The sequence below is a fragment of the Candidatus Thioglobus sp. genome (assembly GCF_028599055.1).
Taxonomy (GTDB): Bacteria; Pseudomonadota; Gammaproteobacteria; order PS1; family Pseudothioglobaceae; genus Thioglobus_A.
The window spans coordinates 1-2,544 of the sequence record NZ_JAQRMS010000154.1 but is presented as its reverse complement, the minus strand read 5'-3'; the positions used below and the strand labels follow the sequence as shown (position 1 = coordinate 2,544).

Here is a 2,544-nt window from a genome sequence, read left to right as displayed (position 1 = left end):
TCAAAGCACCACTAGCATTGAGCCTGTTTATCCAATCGAGCTTATTGCCGAGCAACAACTAGGCAAGCATTGGCAAAAAGACTTTATAAAATCAGTTAATATCGAAAAAGTATTGCTTTAATCAATATTTCAGACAGGTTTGATTGGCTTGTTAAATAAAGTGCCGCAGGCGGTTTAATAAGAAAATCTATACCGCCACACCGTTAGAAACTGCCCTGCGGTCGGCTCTAATGGTAGCGCTAACCTGAAGACGCGTTGTATGCGCTTGCCAAGGTTGAACAACATGTTATATATAGATATTGCTGCAATGCCTTGCAATCTGTAAGAACAGTAACAGTTCTTTCTATAAGAATTCAATTATTCAGCAGGAATAGCAAAGAAAATAATGTACAAAAGAGTTATTGCAACACTCATAAATAGTATGCGTCTCCACATAGTCATTCGTGATTCTGGAGAACAATCACGATAACAAAAATTAAGAGCAAGTAGCGCCTGTAAAAAATAGTAAAAAGCAAATGCACGAGAGGCGAGAGTGATGATTTCAATTAAATCAACTGTCCAAACTAGTAATACAGCGCAAAGTGATATACCTAAATAACTTATGTGCGTAGATAGCTTTTTACCACTATTCTCACTTAACAACCCTCCACCACCACCTGTGTCGGCAACTGCAGCACTAAATTGACTCATCAATGCTGCAACAATCAACATAAAAGGTAATACCAATGCAGCCTGACCAGTTACATCAACAATTTTTGCTAACTGGATATGTTGAAGGTCAAGGTACTGAACAACGGGCAAAAAGAGGATAACTGAAACTACATAGAGTATTCCTGAAATGATTTGTGCTTTTTTCATTGTAGCAACGCGCATCTCTGGGCTATATTTTTCACCAAGAAAACGTGATGTTTCAAAGCCTTGCACCACCAGTAATGCACCTGCAAGTATGCGTATCTGTGTGCTAATGTCACGTTGTGGATAATCAAAGCTTAAGCTTTCGCCCGATGTGTAAAACACATAAGAAAAAACACCTAAACCCAATAATAATGACACCACAATAGAGAGCTGCACAGTCATTGATACAGCTTCTAGTTTTTCCAGTCCACCTAGTCCACGCTTGTATCCAACAAATGCAATAAAGAGAATGATGACTGTTGTTAGCCATCGTTCAGCATCGATGTTGTCGATACCGAGATAACTCAATAAAAAGGAAGATAGTAACGATATATAAAACGCGACGGCTACCATATAGGCAAGAACCAGTGCTATACCACCTAAGCTTTCTACTTCTTTGGTTTTTTTCGATAAAGAACCATTTTTTATTCGTGGTTCGACATGGATAATATTAAATCGTATTACACTACCAATGGCGTACGCTAGTAAGACAATACCTATTACAGCAACTGGTGAAAGTGCGCCGACAACACTGGCTAGTAACGGTGACATAATCAGGAAGCCACTGCCAATAATTGATGATAATGGTGTTAGAGTTGCTTGCCATGACTCGCTTTTTTGGAGCTTGGGTTTGCGAAGATAATAAAGAGCAAATAATGCTACGAGAATTAATCCTGCATTGAGAATCATACTTGAAGCACTAAGTAGTGAGTTGCTATTCACAGCATATCTCCAAATAAAAGTTGAATTATAACAAGTCTAATGTAATTACTCCAGTAATCAGCATCAAAACTTTGATTAGGCTCTTTGTAGTGCTAATCTCCCTTGCGGATAAATTTTTATTCCTTGCACTCAACATACACCCAAGCAGGTATGCCTGATACCATTTCCCCCAACACGCGCTGATACTCATCAACTTCATATTCATCTGATTGTGCTAATTCTTCAGCACTAATTTCAAACACCTTGCCTGATATAGTGTCAGATTGACTGGATACTGCGATTGGGTGACAAGCTTCACCACTGAGTTTAACCACACGCTTATCTTGAATTTTAATCATTTCTAATTTGTAGTTAAGCAGTTCATCTTTATAACCAACAAGTTCGCGTCCAAAGGTTTTTTGTTGCACGGTGGAATTTTGCAAGGTGCCATACGAAAATAGCAATACAGTTTCATTGATCATCGTTCTTGCCCTCCCAAAAGACTATTGTATGTTACTTACTGCCCTACACTCAATATAATAAGTTTGTCAGTGTCAATCAAACGCGCAAAGGCATTTTGAACATCTTGTGCATTAATATCCTTAATTTTATCAGTAAAGATGTCTAAATAATCCAGTGGTAAATTATAAAAACCGATAATAGAAAGGTAAGTTAAGATATTGGCATTGGATGCAGTTTGTAGTGCAAAGCCGCCGATGATATTATCTTTGCCATCTTGTAATTTTTGCTCATTAATATTGTTATTAATAAAATTATTCAGCGTTTGGATAGCAATTTTCCTTGCCTTACTGGTTTGAGAATTTTTGGTTTGCAATTTAATTAAAAAATAACCATCTGACTTCATTTTGGTTAAGCGACTTGATACCGAATACGCCAGGCCATTTTTCTCACGAATCTCATCACTTAGCATTGAGGTTAATCCGCTAC

The 2,544-nt window shown here is 37.7% G+C and carries 4 protein-coding genes; 1 reads left to right on the top strand and 3 read right to left on the bottom strand.

The features are described 5' to 3' along the window. Window positions 1-16 precede the first annotated feature (16 nt). Window positions 17-121, top strand: a complete 105-nt coding sequence (locus tag PSN35_RS07690; RefSeq protein ID WP_367183413.1) for a DUF3400 domain-containing protein — start codon at window positions 17-19, stop codon at window positions 119-121. 236 nt (window positions 122-357) lie between these two features. Here the strand turns inward: PSN35_RS07690 and PSN35_RS07015 are convergent, their stop codons facing one another. The 3 genes from PSN35_RS07015 to PSN35_RS07005 form a co-directional block, all read right to left on the bottom strand. Continuing rightward, window positions 358-1,617, bottom strand: a complete 1,260-nt coding sequence (locus PSN35_RS07015; protein WP_300031395.1) for a hypothetical protein — start codon at window positions 1,615-1,617, stop codon at window positions 358-360. Window positions 1,618-1,733: 116 nt separating this feature from the next. Then, on the bottom strand, window positions 1,734-2,078 hold the full coding sequence (locus PSN35_RS07010) for a gamma-glutamylcyclotransferase family protein (protein ID WP_300031392.1): 345 nt from the start codon (window positions 2,076-2,078) through the stop codon (window positions 1,734-1,736). Window positions 2,079-2,113: 35 nt separating this feature from the next. Beyond that, the coding region (locus PSN35_RS07005; protein WP_300031389.1) for an insulinase family protein at window positions 2,114-2,544 on the bottom strand (431 nt) is incomplete at its 5' end.

Coding starts and splice junctions, on each gene's coding strand:
- PSN35_RS07010 (WP_300031392.1), bottom strand. CDS start 2,078: ATGATCAATGAAACTGTATTGCTATTTTCGTATGGCACCTTGCAAAAT.